13 protein-coding genes and 1 pseudogene are annotated in these 15447 nt (G+C 70.5%); 3 read left to right on the forward strand and 11 right to left on the reverse strand.

The window, feature by feature from the left end; translation table 11 throughout:
- Positions 1 to 226: 226 nt before the first annotated feature.
- The 3 genes from OG510_RS16530 to OG510_RS16540 all read right to left on the reverse strand — a co-directional run bounded on the left by OG510_RS16530 (position 227) and on the right by OG510_RS16540 (position 3782).
- The gene (locus OG510_RS16530) at positions 227 to 2626 is read right to left on the reverse strand and encodes a sodium-translocating pyrophosphatase (RefSeq protein WP_406137672.1); all 2400 of its coding nucleotides are present in this window, start codon (positions 2624 to 2626) and stop codon (positions 227 to 229) included.
- Between the two features lie 253 nt (positions 2627 to 2879).
- Positions 2880 to 3344, reverse strand: a complete 465-nt coding sequence (locus OG510_RS16535; protein ID WP_406137673.1) for an ATP-binding protein — start codon at positions 3342 to 3344, stop codon at positions 2880 to 2882.
- Positions 3345 to 3428: 84 nt separating this feature from the next.
- Positions 3429 to 3782: an STAS domain-containing protein gene (locus OG510_RS16540; RefSeq protein ID WP_003967428.1), complete on the reverse strand. Its 354-nt coding sequence runs from the start codon at positions 3780 to 3782 to the stop codon at positions 3429 to 3431.
- 80 nt (positions 3783 to 3862) lie between these two features.
- On the opposite strand from OG510_RS16540, the gene OG510_RS16545 reads away from it, so the two are divergent.
- Entirely contained in the window at positions 3863 to 6457 is a 2595-nt protein-coding gene (locus OG510_RS16545) for a DEAD/DEAH box helicase (protein ID WP_406137675.1), read from the forward strand.
- Positions 6458 to 6497: 40 nt separating this feature from the next.
- Here the strand turns inward: OG510_RS16545 and OG510_RS16550 are convergent.
- The 7 genes and pseudogenes from OG510_RS16550 to ssd form a co-directional block, all read right to left on the reverse strand.
- Positions 6498 to 6782, reverse strand: a pseudogene (locus OG510_RS16550) (Rv3654c family TadE-like protein); the annotation flags it as partial.
- Complete coding sequence (locus OG510_RS16555; RefSeq protein ID WP_406137676.1) at positions 6779 to 7366, reverse strand: TadE family type IV pilus minor pilin; 588 nt, start codon at positions 7364 to 7366, stop codon at positions 6779 to 6781. The pseudogene OG510_RS16550 and the gene OG510_RS16555, both read right to left, overlap by 4 nt.
- Positions 7353 to 7625, reverse strand: a complete 273-nt coding sequence (locus OG510_RS16560; protein ID WP_406137678.1) for a DUF4244 domain-containing protein — start codon at positions 7623 to 7625, stop codon at positions 7353 to 7355. Before OG510_RS16560 ends, OG510_RS16555 begins: the two co-directional genes overlap by 14 nt.
- A 135-nt stretch (positions 7626 to 7760) precedes the next feature.
- On the reverse strand, positions 7761 to 8537 hold the full coding sequence (locus OG510_RS16565; protein WP_406142418.1) for a type II secretion system F family protein: 777 nt from the start codon (positions 8535 to 8537) through the stop codon (positions 7761 to 7763).
- Positions 8538 to 8560: 23 nt separating this feature from the next.
- Entirely contained in the window at positions 8561 to 9355 is a 795-nt protein-coding gene (locus OG510_RS16570; protein WP_406142419.1) for a type II secretion system F family protein, read from the reverse strand.
- Positions 9356 to 9402: 47 nt separating this feature from the next.
- Positions 9403 to 10593, reverse strand: a complete 1191-nt coding sequence (locus OG510_RS16575; RefSeq protein WP_406137680.1) for a TadA family conjugal transfer-associated ATPase — start codon at positions 10591 to 10593, stop codon at positions 9403 to 9405.
- On the reverse strand, positions 10590 to 11693 hold the full coding sequence (ssd, locus tag OG510_RS16580; protein ID WP_406137681.1) for a septum site-determining protein Ssd: 1104 nt from the start codon (positions 11691 to 11693) through the stop codon (positions 10590 to 10592). Before ssd ends, OG510_RS16575 begins: the two co-directional genes overlap by 4 nt.
- A gap of 485 nt (positions 11694 to 12178) precedes the next feature.
- Between ssd and OG510_RS16585 the strand changes: the two genes are divergently transcribed.
- Positions 12179 to 13036, forward strand: coding sequence for an HAD family hydrolase (locus OG510_RS16585; RefSeq protein ID WP_406137682.1), 858 nt, complete (start codon positions 12179 to 12181; stop codon positions 13034 to 13036).
- A 350-nt stretch (positions 13037 to 13386) separates the two neighbouring features.
- On the opposite strand, the gene OG510_RS16590 is transcribed toward OG510_RS16585, so the two are convergent.
- Positions 13387 to 14247 (reverse strand): Fic family protein, encoded by an 861-nt coding sequence (locus tag OG510_RS16590; protein WP_164258821.1) that lies wholly within the window; start codon positions 14245 to 14247, stop codon positions 13387 to 13389.
- A gap of 102 nt (positions 14248 to 14349) precedes the next feature.
- Between OG510_RS16590 and OG510_RS16595 the strand changes: the two genes are divergently transcribed.
- Entirely contained in the window at positions 14350 to 15339 is a 990-nt protein-coding gene (locus OG510_RS16595) for an ATP-binding protein (protein ID WP_406137684.1), read from the forward strand.
- Positions 15340 to 15447 lie beyond the last annotated feature (108 nt).

Genomic DNA, 15447 nt, shown 5'->3' on the forward strand with positions numbered 1-15447 from the left:
AACGGGGCGGGAGAGACAAGGCTCACGGGAGCAGAACCGCGCACCGGCCTACAGCGAGGGGCGGACAGGCCGTCAGCACGGCCTGACCGCCCCTCGCCTGATGGGCCATTACCGGAGCTGCGGGGGAGCTGAGCCGACGGACGCCCGTGATCGATACAGCCCGCGTTCCGTACAGCCGTGCGATCGATACGGCCCCGCACTCCGTAAAGCCCCGCACTCCATACAGCTAGGGGCTGTCCTGGGCGACCACCGCAGGGCCTGCCGCCTCACCGGCTTCTTCCTCCGCTCCTCCCACGGCGACGCCCCGCCGCTTCGACACGTACACCGCGCCGACGATGACCACGATGGCGACCGCCGCCACCACGGCCCGCACCGGAGCACTGGCGTTGTCGCCGTAGCTGAACCTCACCACCGCGGGCGCGATCAGCAGCGCCACCAGGTTCATCACCTTGAGCAGCGGGTTGATCGCCGGGCCTGCCGTGTCCTTGAACGGGTCGCCGACCGTGTCACCGATGACGGTCGCCGCATGGGCGTCACTGCCCTTGCCGCCGTGGTGGCCGTCCTCGACGAGTTTCTTGGCGTTGTCCCAGGCGCCACCGGAGTTGGCCAGGAAGACGGCCATCAGAGTGCCGGCCCCGATCGCGCCCGCGAGGAACGAACCGAGCGCCCCGACGCCGAGGGTGAAACCGACCGCGATGGGCGCCATCACCGCGAGCAGGCCCGGCGTGGTCAGCTCGCGCAGGGCGTCCTTGGTGCAGATGTCGACCACCCGGCCGTACTCGGGTTTCTCGCTGTAGTCCATGATCCCGGGGTGCTCGCGGAACTGCCGCCTGACCTCGTAGACCACGGACCCGGCCGAGCGTGAGACCGCGTTGACGGCGAGCCCCGAGAAGAGGAAGACGACCGCGGCGCCGAACATCAGGCCCACCAGATTGTTGGGCTGGGAGATGTCCATGCTCAGGCCGAGTTCGCCCGCCTTGGCGTGTACGTCGTCGACGGCGGTGGCGAGCGCGTCGCGGTAGGAACCGAAGAGCGCCGAGGCCGCGAGCACCGCCGTCGCGATGGCGATGCCCTTGGTGATGGCCTTGGTGGTGTTGCCGACCGCGTCCAGGTCGGTGAGCACCTGGGCGCCCGCGCCTTCGACGTCGCCGGACATCTCGGCGATGCCCTGCGCGTTGTCGGAGACCGGGCCGAAGGTGTCCATCGCGACGATGACACCGACGGTGGTGAGCAGGCCCGTTCCCGCCAGGGCCACCGCGAAGAGGGCGAGCATGATCGACGTACCGCCGAGCAGGAACGCCCCGTACACCCCGAGCCCGATGAGCAGCGCGGTGTAGACGGCGGATTCCAGCCCGATGGCGACACCCGCGAGCACCACGGTCGCGGCGCCGGTGAGTGACGACTTGCCGATGTCCCTGACCGGGCGGCGGCTGGTCTCGGTGAAGTAGCCGGTCAGCTGCTGGATGAGCGCGGCCAGGACGATGCCGATGGCGACCGCCACCAGGGCGAGCGTTCGCGGGTCGCCGCTGTGTGCCCGGATGGTCGCGTCGGTGACGCCGTGCAGGTCGCCGTAGGAACCGGGCAGATAGGTGTAGACCGCCACGGCCACCAGGACCAGGGAGATCACGGCGGAGATGAAGAATCCGCGGTTGATCGCGGACATTCCGCTGCGGTCGGAGCGCCGTGGGGCGACCGCGAAGATGCCGATCATCGCGGTGACCACGCCGATCGCCGGGACGATCAGGGGGAAGGCGAGTCCGGAATTCCCGAAGGCGGCCTTACCGAGGATGAGAGCGGCGACGAGCGTGACGGCGTAGGACTCGAAGAGGTCGGCGGCCATGCCCGCGCAGTCGCCGACGTTGTCACCCACGTTGTCCGCGATGGTCGCGGCGTTGCGCGGGTCGTCCTCCGGAATGCCCTGCTCCACCTTGCCGACCAGGTCGGCGCCGACGTCGGCGGCCTTGGTGAAGATACCGCCGCCGACCCTCATGAACATGGCGATCAGCGCGGCGCCGAGCCCGAAGCCCTCCAGCACCTTGGGCGCGTCGGCCGCGTAGACGAGCACGACGCAGGAGGCGCCGAGCAGGCCGAGGCCCACGGTGAACATACCGACCACGCCGCCCGTACGGAAAGCGATCTTCATTGCCTTGTGCGAGACAGCGGTGAGATCCTTTTCCGGCTCACCCGCCCCCGGAGTCGCTTCCCTGGCCGCTGCCGCCACGCGCACATTCGCTCTTACGGCGAGCCGCATGCCGATGTATCCGGTGACCGCCGAGAAAAGCGCGCCCACCAGGAAGAAGACGGAACGCCCCGCGCGCTGGGACCAGTCGTCGGCCGGAAGCAGGAAGAGCAGGAAGAACACGACGACGGCAAAGACGCCCAGTGTGCGCAACTGCCTGCCCAGATAGGCATTCGCGCCTTCCTGCACCGCTGCCGCGATCTCTTTCATGGAATCCGCGCCCTCGCCGGCGGCCAGCACCTGACGTACCAACAGCTGGGCGACGAGCAGGGCCGCCAGCGCCACCACGGCGATGACGATCACGATGATCCGGTTGCCGTCGGTGAGGGCCGCGGCCGCGAGGGATGTGGAGTGTTCGGACTGCTGTGGGTTGAGGAGCCCCGCCATTCGTCCTCCTTGATGCTCAGAGCTCAAGATGTGGACGGATTGTAGGGAGCGGATCCTGATCAAAACAGGGCGCGGTAAACGGAATTGATCCCTGTCTGAATAAACCTGCCACGGAGCACAAAGAGAAAGTAATGGGGCAGAGGCATTCGAGGGGATGCGCGTTGCGGCACGCAATACAACTCAGGGATCAAGGAAAACAAAAAGGCCCTGCTGAGCAGGGCCGGTAAAGCGGATGGAAGTACGGTCGGGGCAGTCAGGGCAGCTCGGTCGCCGACGCTGTCGGCCACGTCATGCGGATGACTCCACCGTCCTCGCCGGAAGTGACCTCCACATCGTCGACCAGAGCGCTGATGACCGCGAGGCCCATTTCGTCCTCACCGTCTGCTGCCCCGTCCATGGACAGGTCGGCGCCCCCCGCGGCCGGAGCGTCGGACGCCCCGGAATCCGCGGAGGCCGCACCACCCGTACTCGGCACCTCGTCCCCGACTTCGATGGAGAAAGACTTCTCCTCCTCGATCAGTACGACGCGGACGGGCGCCGCGATGCCATTGCCGCGGTGGAGACCCACCGCACGGGAACACGCCTCGCCGACCGCGAGTCTCACTTCGTCCAGCACGGCCTCATCGACCCCGGCCCGGCGTGCCACGGCGGCCGCCACCAGGCGAGCCGTCCTCACATGTTCGGGCTGGGCGCTGAAACGGAGTTCAACGGTGGCCATGCGATCCCCCTCAGACGTACGGGCGTGCTTCTCGGGGGGACCGGGCTGGGAGCCCGGTACCCCTGCGTTCTTCCTCCGGAGCCGTCAGTCGGTTGCCGCGACGGCTTCATCGACCGTGGTGTGGATCGGGAACACCTTGGTCAGACCGGTGATACGGAAGATCTTGAGAATGCGCTCCTGGTTGCAGACCAGGCGCAGCGAGCCCTCATGGGCACGCACGCGCTTCAGGCCGCCTACGAGCACGCCGAGTCCGGTGGAGTCGAGGAAGTCCACGCCCTCCATGTCGACGACCAGGTGGTAACTGCCGTCGTTCACCAACTCGACCAACTGCTCGCGCAGCTTGGGCGCGGTATATACATCAATCTCGCCACCGACCTCGACGACCGTACGGTCGCCACCAGGCCCGGACACATTGCGAGTCGACAGGGACAGGTCCACGGATCCTCCAGCACCTTGCTATCGAGCGGCCGCCCCACGTGGTCTCCCCGGCGGAGCCAGGGAACGGATCGCCAGCCGCGATGGCATTCAATCACTTACCAGCAGGCATGCACGACGCCTTCAGCCCATTGTCCGTCATGCCGGTGACACACTCGGTACCGATGGCCAAGAATCAACGCTCCGGACAACCCACCGGGGACACGGGTGCACGACCCGGTCCGCGGCAGATACTCGACCGTCTCTCCGCAGGGCAGAACCGGGCTTCGCGCATCACTCATACGGAGCACCTGCCCCCGCGAGCGGGGCGCCATGCCGTCTGGCCCGATCGCATCCGGCCCGAAGTGATTGCGTCCATTCAGGCACTGGGCATCGAACATCCATGGGCCCATCAGGCCACAGCCGCCGAACATGCGCTCGACGGCGAATCTGTGATCATCGCCACGGGTACGGCTTCGGGCAAGTCGCTCGCGTACCTCGCACCGGTCCTCTCGGCCCTCCTGGACGGCTCGGAGGCGCCCAACGGCCGGGGCGCCACCGCCCTCTACCTCGCCCCCACCAAGGCACTCGCCGCCGACCAGCGACGCTCCTTCCGGGAGCTGGCCGCACCACTGGGCCATGGCATCAGACCGGCCGTGTACGACGGTGACACGCCCGTCGAAGAGCGTGAATGGGTACGTCAGTTCGGCAACTACGTCCTCACCAATCCGGACATGCTGCACCGCGGGATCCTGCCCTCCCACCCGCGCTGGGCCTCCTTCCTGCGCGCTCTGCGGTACGTGGTCATCGACGAGTGCCACACCTACCGGGGGGTCTTCGGCTCGCATGTGGCGCAAGTGGTGCGCCGGCTGCGCCGCCTCTGCGCCCGCTACGGCTCCGACCCCGTCTTCCTGCTGGCGTCCGCCACCGCGGCACAGCCGGCCGTGACCGCGGGCCGTCTCACCGGGCTCCCCGTGCACGAGGTGGCCGACGACGCCTCCCCCCGCGGAGAACTGGTCTTCGCCCTGTGGGAGCCGCCGCTCACCGAACTCCACGGCGAGCAGGGCGCTCCCGTACGCCGTACCGCCACTGCCGAGACAGCCGACCTCCTCACCGATCTGACCGTGCAGGGTGTCCGCTCGGTCGCCTTCGTACGGTCCCGGCGCGGCGCTGAGCTGATCTCCGTCATCGCCCAGGAACGTCTCGCCCAGGTCGACCGCTCGCTGGTCTCCAGGGTCGCCGCCTACCGGGGCGGCTATCTCCCCGAGGAACGCCGCGCCATCGAAGCCGCCCTGCACTCCGGCGAACTGCTCGGCCTCGCCGCCACCACCGCCCTGGAACTCGGCATCGACGTCTCGGGGCTGGACGCCGTCGTCATCGCCGGCTATCCCGGCACCCGGGCGTCCCTCTGGCAGCAGGCGGGCCGGGCCGGCCGCTCGGGCGGCGGCGCTCTCGCCGTCCTGGTGGCCCGTGACGATCCGCTGGACACCTACCTCGTCCACCACCCAGAAGCTCTCTTCCAGCAGCCGGTGGAGTCCACCGTCCTGGACCCGGACAACCCGTACGTCCTCGCCCCCCATCTGTGCGCGGCCGCGGCGGAACTACCGCTCACAGCATCCGATCTGGAACTCTTCGGCCCGGCGGCCGCCGGACTGATGCCGCAGCTGGAGACCGCGAAACTGCTGCGCCGCCGGGGAAAGTCCTGGTATTGGACCCGGCGGGAGCGGGCCGCGGACCTCACCGACATCCGCGGTGAGGGCGGCCGTCCCGTCCAGATCGTCGAGGCCGGCACCGGACGGCTCCTCGGCACCGTCGACGAAGCCTCCTCCCACACCACCGTCCACGACGGCGCCGTCCACCTCCACCAGGGACGCACCTATGTGGTGAAGCACCTGGACCTGGAGGATTCCGCCGCCCTCGTCGAGGAGGCCGGGCCGCCGTACTCGACCACCGCACGGGACACCACCGCCATCGCCGTCCTGGAAACCGACACCGAGATCCCCTGGGGCACCGGGCGGCTCTGCTACGGGTCCGTCGAGGTCACCAACCAGGTGGTCTCCTTCCTGCGCCGCAGGCTCATCACCGGGGAGGTGCTCGGTGAGACCAAGCTCGACCTGCCACCTCGCACCCTGCGCACCCGGGCCGTGTGGTGGACGGTCACCGAGGACCAGCTCGATGCCGCCCGGATCAACCCGGAACAGCTGGCGGGCGCCCTGCACGCCGCAGAACACGCCTCCATCGGCATGCTGCCGCTCTTCGCCACCTGCGACCGCTGGGACATCGGGGGCGTCTCCATCCCCCTGCACCCGGACACCCTGCTGCCGACGGTCTTCGTGTACGACGGCCACCCCGGCGGGGCGGGCTTCGCCGAACGGGCCTTCCACACGGCCCGTGAATGGCTCACCGCGACCCGGGAAGCGATCGCCTCCTGCGAGTGCGAAGCGGGCTGCCCCTCCTGCATCCAGTCCCCGAAATGCGGCAACGGCAACGACCCCCTGCACAAACGAGGCGCCGTACGCCTCCTCACGGAACTCCTCCGGGAAGCTCCTGCCACTGATTCACCCGGTTCACCTGATTCACCCGATCGGGCGAATCCTGCGGAGGCGGAGGCAGTGGAGGCGGTGGGAACAGTGTGGGCGGCTGAGGCGGGTGACCGGTCCGCGACGAGGGATCGTCCGGGGGGCCGGCCCGGGCTCTGACCCTCGGCGCATAAGGCCCGAACCGCGCCTCTGCCGTCAGATCGGCGATCCCGTCCCTCACCGCGCACCGCACCACCCGGGCCCCCTGCGCTCCGGCCACCCTCACCGCCGCAGCACAAGCGGTGCTCTGCCCCTGCAGCGCGCGGTCGGCGGCTGCCAAGGCCGCCAGGTCGGCCGCCCCACCAGCCCGGTGACGGGCCGCCACGCCCTGTCCCATCGCGAGCAGGGCCGCGAAGATCACGCAGAGGGAGGCCATCGCCATGGCCACCCACACCGTCGCCGAGCCGCGGTCGTTCCGATGCCGTCCGAACCTCCTCATGCTCATGTCCGTGCCTCCGCCCTCTCCGACAGCTCGCGTGTTCCGCCCTTCGTCTCGCCGGTGTTGGCTGAGCCCCTGCTTCCGGCAGCCCTGACGGAGCCGGTGGCGTCACCGGGGCTTCCGGGCTCGTCGGGGGCGTCGGGGGCGCCCGAGGTGCCGGGCGGGCCGGAGGTGCCGGGACCGCTCACTTGGGCCTCGTCGAGCGCGGCCGCTTCCGCCTTGAGCGTCAGGCTGAGGGGTCCGGGCCCCGGCGTCGGCGCTTCCACCCGGACCCGCCACAGCTCCCCCGCACGGTCCATCGTGACGCGGGCGCCCCGCGGGGCCGCCGACCGGGCGGCGGCGACCGCGGCAGCCCTTGGCTCGGACCTGGCGGCCGCCCGTGCGCCGGCCCGCGCCGCGTCGACGCACTGGATCTGCGCGGCAGCCGCGGTGAGGGCCCAGACCAACGTCATCGTGAACAGCACCAGCGCCGGAATCACCACCGCGGCCTCGGCCGAAACCGAGCCCCGGTCCGCCGCCCCCCATCCGAGCTGCCTGCCCGAGACCTCGCCTCCACCGGCCGGCCACCCTTCCGCGTCAGAACTTCGCATGGAGCGCCTTCTCGACCACGGACTGCAGCGCCGCCGCAACAGGCCCGCTGGTCACCACCTTGTAGAGCACCGCCGCAAAGGCGCATGCCGCGATCGTGCCCATCGCGTACTCCGACGTGGACATTCCCGCGTCCCTGTCGGCCCCGCACCTCAGCCGATACCACCGGGCCCGCAGCCACCTCCGCGCCCCTGAACCGCGCGGCTCACCGAACTGGGTAGGTCCGTCAGACCCGTTCGGCAGATTCAGTACGTTCGCCATCTCAACCCCCGTGCTTTACGTGTTGTGTTCATGAGGCCGGGCTTACCGCCCGGCCCCCAGCGCCCTTGTGGCGCCCTTGGCGCCGTTCCATGGCCGAACCATCTCGGCAATTTGCCCCGCTTTAACTTGAGTTCATCAACTCCCCTTCAGGAGATGGCCCGCCAGGCCGACCACCACGGGCACGACACCCACCGCCAGGAATGCGGGCAGGAAGCAGAGGCCAACCGGCCCGGTGATCAGAACGCCCGCCCGGCCTGCCCTGTCCTTGGCTGCTCTGGCCCGGTCGGCCCTGAGTCCGGCCGCGAGGCGGGCCACCGAATCGGCGGCCGGGGCCCCGGTCGACGCGGCCCGCTCCAGACAGCGGGCCAAGGCGCCCGCCCCCGGTAGCGAACCGACCCGGCCCCAGGCTTCAGCGGGTTCACTGCCGAGCCGCAGCTCAGCCGCCGCCCGGGCCAGTGCGTCGCCTACCGGTCCGCCCAGCGATTCCCCGACCGCCTCGGCCGCCTCCCGAGGGCCGGCACCGGCCGCGACACACGCCGCCAGCAGCTCAGCCGCGAGCGGCAGTTCACGTGCGGCCGACTTCGCCAGAGCCTCATCAGCTCCCGTCACCGAACGTCTGAGCTGCAGGCGTCGCACCCCGTATCCGGCGGCGAGGCCGAGCACGCACCCCACCCATCCACCGACCAGGACGCACCCGGTGGCCACCGCGGCCAGCGGAGGACCCCACCGGGCGGCCCACACCCCGTACCCGGGGCGCCGTGCCACCCGCTCCGGTGCCACGGCCAGCAATGATGCGGCCCGCTTGCGTGACAGCCGTTCATGCCGTCGCCCGGTCCAGGCAAGACCCAGTCGGGCCGCGGCTGCGACAGCACACAGCGCCACCCCCAGGCTGTGGACAACCTCACCCGTCATGACGCCGCCCGACGCGGACCCGCTCACACGTCCTCCCCGGCCCGGACGATCCGCCCCGCCCAGAAGAACCCCGCGCTCTCCAGCACCCCGCCCGCCAGCAGGCAGCACAGCCCTGCCGGGGTGTGCAGCAAGGTCCCCAGCGGATCGGCTCCGAGCGCTGTGCCCAGCAACAGGCCGCCCGCCGGAAGCAAGGCGAGGACCAGCACCGTCGACCGGGCACCGGCCAGTTCCGCCCGGAGACCGGCCCGTTGGTCGCGCTCGGCGCGCAGCGCGCCCTCCAGCCCTTCGAGTCCGGCCGCGAGGCCGGCGCCTCCGTCCACCGACACCCGCCAGCAGGCGGCCGCGCCCCGCAGACCACCCGCGCCCGGCTCCCGTGCGGCCCGCCGGAGCGCCTCGGACACATCCCCGCCGAACCGCGCCGCTGCCAGTACCGCGGCCTCGGCGGCCCCCAGAGCACCCGAACCACGCCCGGCGGCCAGCAACGCCTCTCCGGGCTGTTTACCGGCCCTCAGTTCGGCGGCCACCGACCCGCACAGCGAGATCACCGCGTCGGTCCGCGCCAGGGCGTCCCGCGCCGCTGCCACGACCCGCAGCCGCCTCCTCAGCAGCGGCATCCCCACCGCCCCCACCAGGAGCGGCAGCACCGACGCACCCAGGAGCGACACAGCCCCTGCGACCACCAGACAGAGCCACTCCGGCCGCACCCGGGCGGGCACCCGGCCACGGAACCAGTCGCTCCACGGCTGCGCACGGGCCGCCGGACCGCCCGCGAACAGCAGCCGCCCCCTGCGCAGTCCACGCTCCCGCACGGCCAGCATCCACAGGGCAGCGCCCGCGCAGAGCACCGCCAGAAAGACCAGAGCCGTCACGACACGCCCCCGATCATGGCCCGCAGCCTGGGCCACCCCCGCCCCTCGGTGAAGCCGTCCACTCCCCAGCGCAGCGCCGGCACGGTCAGCACCAGCCCCGTCGCGTCCCGCTCCAGCACATGAACCTCGGCGACCCTGCGCCGGCCGCTCCGGTCCCGTACGAGATGCACCACGACCGCGAGCGCCGCCGCCAACTGGCTGTGCAGGGCCGCCCGGTCGAGGCCCGCCGCCGTCCCCAGCGCCTCCAGGCGGGCCGGAACGTCGGATGCGGCGTTCGCGTGCAAAGTCCCACAGCCTCCTTCATGGCCCGTGTTCAGCGCGGCCAGCAGCTCCGTGACCTCGGCCCCGCGCACCTCGCCCACCACCAGGCGGTCCGGCCGCATCCGCAGGGCCTGGCGGACGAGATCCCGCAGGGTCACCCGGCCCGCGCCCTCCTGGTTCGGCGGTCGCGACTCCAGCCGCACCACGTGCGGATGCTCAGGGCGCAGTTCTGACGAGTCCTCCGCCAGCACGATCCGCTCGGCCGGCCCGACCAGGCCCAGCAGGGACGAGAGAAGGGTGGTCTTGCCCGAGCCCGTACCGCCGCTGACCAGGAACGAAAGCCGGGCTTCGATCAGCGCCCGCAGCACCTGGCCGCCGCCCGGCGGGACCGTGCCCGCCGCCACCAGCTCCTCCAGTGAGAAGGCTTTCGGCCGCACCACCCGCAGCGAGAGGCACGTCGATCCGACGGCCACCGGTTCAAGCACCGCATGCATCCGTGTCCCGTCCGGCAGCCTGGCGTCCACCCAGGGCCTGGCATCGTCGAGCCGCCGCCCGGCCACCGCGGCGAGCCGCTGTGCCAGCCGGCGCACAGCCGCGGCGTCGGGGAAGGCCACATCGGTCAGTTCGAGTCCGGCGCCGCGGTCGACCCACACCCGGTCGGGGGCGGCGACCAGCACATCGGTCACGGCGGGATCGGCCAGCAGGGCCTCCAGCCGTCCCGAGCCGACGAGTTCGGACCGCAGCTCCTCCGCGTGCCCCAGCACCTCGGCGTCCCCCAGAAGCCGCCCCTGGGCGCGGAGCGCCGCTGCCACGCGGGCAGGTGTGGGCTCGGCCCCGCTCTCGGCGAGCCGCTGCCGTACGGCGTCGAGCAGAGGCGGCGTACCCACCGGGGACGCCGTCCCGCCGGTCGCTTGTGCCGTGTTCATGAGGCACCTCGCCCCGACAGGGCCTGCGCCCAGAACGCCGTACAGAAGCCGGCCAGCGGTCCCTTGGCCCGACCACCCGGCGGAGCACCGCCGCTCTGTGCCGCGAGGAGCCCTTCCTCGGACGGCAGTTCACCCACGAGTGGCAGCTCCAGCGCCCGCGCCACCCACTCCTCGTCCAGCCCCGGCGCAAAGGGGCCGCGCACCACTGCTCGCAGGTCCTGGAGGACCATGCCGACCATGGAGGCCACCCGGGCCGAGGCAGCAACCGCCCGGAGCTCTCCCGGGACCACCAGGAGCCCGAGATCGAGCTGGGCGAGCGCTTCGGCGACTCCCTCGTCGACCCGCCGGGGCAGGTCCACGACCACGGCGCCACCGCCCCTGCGTGCGGCCGCCAGAACCGCCCGCATCGACTCCGGCGCGATCACCACGGCGTCCGTCCGGTCCCAGCTGAGGACGCGGAGCCCGTGCACTTCCGGCAGGGATTCCTCCAGGGCGCTCCCGGCGACCCGCCCCTTGGAACGGGCGAAATCCGGCCACCGTCTGCCCTGCACGTGTTCGCCGCCGAGCAGCACATCGAGGCCGCCGCCGAGTGGGTCACCGTCGATGAGCACGGTGCGCCGGCCGCTCCGGGCCGCTGTGACCGCCAGCGCACACGCCAGGGTGGAAGCCCCCGCGCCGCCCCGGCCGCCGATCACTCCGACGGTGAGCGCCTGGTCCCCGGCCCCCTCGGCCACGTCCGCGATCCGCTCGACGAGCCAGCTCTCGGCGTCCGGCAGCCGCAGCACATACTCCGCCCCGATCTCGACGGCCCGCTGCCAGACATCGGGGTCGTCCTGGTCCCTGCCCACGAGATACACCCCCGGTCTGCGGGTGCTCCCGCGCACCCGGGCAGCCGCGTCGTCCCCGACGAGGATCAGAGGTGCGCTCTCCCAGCCGCCCTTGTGCTCGGGCACCCCGTGATGCACTTCCGGCTCGGCTCCGGCAGCGGCGCACAGCCGCAGCAGGTCGTCGAGGAGCACCGCGTCCTCGGTGACGATCAGCGGCCCGTCCCGGCGCCGCTCGGCCGTCGGCAACCGATCAGGTGTGATGGATCCAGCCACGATTCCGCCCCCTCCGACAGTGATTCCTTCAGGCCGCGAAGCCGCAGCGAACAGCCGCTGACTTCGCGATGAGAATCACCGTGCAGGGATCCGGGAAATTAAGTGGATCTTGCTCGAAAACTGTGGACAACTCACCGGTTGTGAATATCTCCCCCACTCTTATCGGTGACTTCCGGAGAGGAGCGCAACGACTACGCAGCGTCACGCGTATCCAGTATTGAGACCCAGCACAGCCGACCGGAGGAGAGTGCCGCAGATGACCTCGGAGCCGTCACCGACACGGAGGGCACACCCGAAAACGTGTCCGGACATGCGACGACCCCAGCCGGGGGGGGAGAGCTGGGGTCGTCCCCACGTCCGACTCGGGGGGGGAGGAGCCGGACGGGGATAACACGGTCGCGAACGATCCGTGACTTCCATGGTGTACCCGAGAGCCTTCTCAGGCAAACCCACGCGCCGCCGCGTAAGCCGAATGGCGGGCACCTATGCTCAGACTCGTGGAAAACCACTCGTCGCCCCGTACCGCTGCCTTCTTTGACCTCGACAAGACAGTCATCGCCAAGTCGTCGACGCTGACCTTCAGCAAGTCCTTCTATCAAGGCGGCCTGATCAACCGCAGGGCTGTACTGCGCACCGCGTACGCCCAGTTCGTATTCCTGGCAGGTGGCGCAGACCACGACCAGATGGAGCGGATGCGCGAGTATCTCTCCGCCCTCTGCAAGGGCTGGAACGTCCGGCAGGTCAAGCAGATCGTCGCCGAGACCCTGCACGATCTGATCGACCCGATCATTTACGACGAGGCCGCTTCCCTCATCGAGGAACACCACACCGCAGGGCGCGATGTGGTGATCGTCTCCACTTCCGGCGCCGAGGTGGTCGAGCCGATCGGTGAGCTCCTCGGTGCCGACCGGGTCGTCGCCACCCGCATGGTGGTGGGCGCCGACGGATGCTTCACCGGCGAGGTCGAGTACTACGCCTACGGCCCCACCAAGGCCGAGGCCGTGAAGGAACTCGCCGCCTCCGAGGGATACGACCTGGCACGCTGTTACGCGTACAGCGACTCGGCGACCGATGTCCCCATGCTCGAGTCGGTCGGGCACCCGCACGCGGTCAATCCGGACCGGGCGCTGCGCCGCGAAGCGGGCGCCCGCGAATGGCCGATTCTCGTCTTCAACCGGCCGGTCCGGCTCAAGCAGCGGCTTCCCGCCCTGCGGATGCCGCCCCGGCCCGCCCTGGTCGCCGCAGCCGCGATCGGCGCTGCGGCAGCCACGGCCGGGCTCGTCTGGTACGTGAACCGGGGCGGCCGGAGCTCAATTCGACGTGGATCCTTTGCCCGCATTTGAGAGCAAAAGTAAAGAAGCGGACCAAGGGCTTCCCCTCGCCCAGCGGTGAGGAGTACAAAGGAATCAACGGCCCGCGAGACCAAGGACATCCGAGAGGATCACCTGAAACCGCAGAAGGCCCCACGGACCGAGCACGAAAACTGAGTACCCACGCGACGTCGACCCGTCGATTACGGGCCAGCCGCACCAGGTAAACGGGCGAAGCTCCCGGCCTGATGGGCAAATTTTCGAGGACGCTTGGTAACCCGGTGGACGTGTCAGCGGCGGCACCTTTCGGTGCCGCCGCATTTTTGCGCGACGAGCCTGTGCCCAGTGAGCCGTATCGCCCACAGCCCGGCCGGGCGAAGACGCTAGGCCGCCCCGCGCTGCAGCGCCTCGCACACGGCCGTCGACTCCCGGACGCCCAGCTCCACCGCGCGACCGCAGTGCACGATCCACGCCGCCATGCCCTCCGGGGTTCCCGACGCATAACCGTCCAGCGCCGCCACGTACGCCGCGCGCCCCAGCTCCGCGTGGCCGACCTCCGCAGGGCAGATGGACTTGGGGTCAAGCCCACTGTTGATCAGCACGACCCGTTCGGCGGCCCGCGCGACCAGGCCGTTGTACGACGTGAAGGGGCGCAGCGCGAGCAGCTCACCGTGCACCACGGCCGCCGTCACCAGGGCCGGCGCCGCGCTCCCGGCGATGACCAGCTGAGAAAGGCCCTCGAGCCGGGCGGACACCTCGTCGGCCCCGGGCAGCGGCAGTTCGATCAGCGGCTCGTCCGCCTTCTCGCCCGCCAGCCGCGGACGGCCGACCGCGTCACCGGAGTCCGCAGCCGCCACCAGATGCAGCCGGGCCAGCACGCGCAGCGGCGACTGCCGCCAGATGGACAGGAGTTGACCCGCCTCAGCGGACAGCCGCAGCGCCGCACCGACGGTGAGCGCCTCGGGATCACCGCCGAAATCGGTCCGCCGGCGCACCTCCTCCAGCGCCCAGTCCGCACCCGACAGCGCGGCCGACCCGCGCGAGGCGCGCAGCGCAGCCTCACCTGTGATCTCGGTGCTGCGCCGCCGCATGACGCGGTGCCCGTAGACCCGGTCGACCGCCTTGCGTACGGAGTCGACAGCGGCGCCGACACCCGGCAGCTGGCCCAGGGCGGCGAGAGGATCTGAGTGATCTGGAGGAGTCACCGGGGCTCCGGCGGCCGCCTTCCGGGAGAACGCAGTCATAGGAAGCGAGGCTACGCGTCCATAGCAGCAACCCCACCTTGGAGTGGTCTTCTTCACTCACAGTACCCACGCACCGCATTCACCCGACTACCCTTTGTGAACATGAAGATCGCTTTCGTAGGGAAGGGCGGCAGCGGCAAGACCACGCTGTCCTCTCTCTTCATCCGCCACCTGACCGCCAACGAGGCACCCGTCCTCGCTGTGGACGCCGACATCAACCAGCACCTCGGTGCCGCGCTCGGTCTCGACGACGCGGAATCCGCCGCGCTGCCCGCGATGGGCGCGCACCTTCCGCTGATCAAGGAATACCTGCGCGGCTCCAATCCGCGGATCGCCTCGGCCGAGACGATGATCAAAACGACTCCGCCGGGCGCCGGCTCCCGGCTGCTCCGGATCCGTGAGGACAATCCGGTCTACGACGCCTGCGCCCGCCCCGTCACGCTGGACGACGGCGAGATCAGGCTGATGGCGACGGGGCCGTTCACCGAGTCGGACCTCGGCGTCTCCTGCTACCACTCGAAGGTCGGTGCGGTCGAGCTCTGCCTGAACCATCTCGTCGACGGCCCCGAGGAGTTCGTCGTCGTTGACATGACAGCCGGTTCGGACTCCTTCGCCTCCGGCATGTTCACCCGGTTCGACCTGACGTTCCTGGTGGCCGAGCCGACCCGCAAGGGCATCTCCGTCTACCGCCAGTACAAGGAGTACGCACGGGACTTCGGTGTCGCGCTGAAGGTCGTCGGCAACAAAGTGCGCGACAAGGACGACCTGGAGTTCCTGCGCTCCGAGGTCGGTGACGACCTGCTCATCACCGTCGGCCACTCCGACTGGGTCCGCGCGATGGAGAAGGGCCGCCCGCCGCGTTTCGAGATGCTGGAAGCGGAGAACCGCCTCGCGCTTCAGTCGCTCCAGGACGCCGCGGAAGACAGCTACGCGCACCGGGACTGGGAGCGCTACACGCGCCAGATGGTGCACTTCCACCTGAAGAACGCGGAGAGCTGGGGGAACGAGAGGACGGGCGCCGACCTGGCGTCCCAGGTCGACCCGGCCTTCGTGCTCAGCGAGCGGTACGCCGAGGTCAGCGCCGCTTCTTGACGCCCCGTCCGGGATGCCCCGGAGGCGGCAGGACCGCCAGGGGATGCAGCCGGGAGGGGCCGGGGCGAGCGGACAGCTCACCCCGGCCCCTCCTCCGTCCCGCACTTC

The organism is Streptomyces sp. NBC_01089, from assembly GCF_045162975.1.
Taxonomy (GTDB): domain Bacteria; phylum Actinomycetota; class Actinomycetes; order Streptomycetales; family Streptomycetaceae; genus Streptomyces.